Raw genomic sequence first — 524 nt, 5'->3', positions numbered from 1 at the left:
TCACCCTAACCCTCTCCCACAGGGAGAGGGAACCGATCGAGCTCGCGGGTCTCTCTGTGTAATACTTCATCTTTCTGCTTTCTTCCAACGTCCTGAAGCGGTACGGGCTCACCAACCTCTCCCCACTTTCCGAAGCAGTACGGGCTCATCCACGACGCCGGACGGCTCCCTCTCCCTCACACAGGGGTTCAGGTTGTTCCCGTTCGTTGCATTGGGAGAGGGCGGGGGTGAGGGGGATTTCCGTTTTCGATGCATAGCAAAAAGGCCATCCTTGCGGATGGCCTCTTGGCTTAATTGATGCCTGGCAGTGTCCTACTCTCGCATGGGGAGACCCCACACTACCATCGGCGCTACGGCGTTTCACTTCTGAGTTCGGCATGGGGTCAGGTGGGACCACCGCGCTATTGCCGCCAGGCAAATTCTTTTTCATTCTTGGCCGTTACTTTCGTAACCACCAGAACCAATCTCGGAACCAGCTGAAAATCTACTTCAATCTCTTCAAAACACCTTCGGTGTTGTAAGGT

General features: G+C 55.0%; 1 rRNA gene. It reads right to left on the bottom strand.

The window, feature by feature from the left end:
• Positions 1-299: 299 nt before the first annotated feature.
• Positions 300-415: ribosomal RNA gene (gene rrf, locus AC6HVW_RS24570) — 5S ribosomal RNA — on the bottom strand.
• Between the last annotated feature and the right edge of the window lie 109 nt (positions 416-524).

It is taken from the genome of Serratia sp. NCCP-200 (assembly GCF_059697885.1).
The sequence above is the reverse complement of the archived record's forward strand: the minus strand, read 5'-3'. Positions and strand labels throughout refer to the sequence as shown.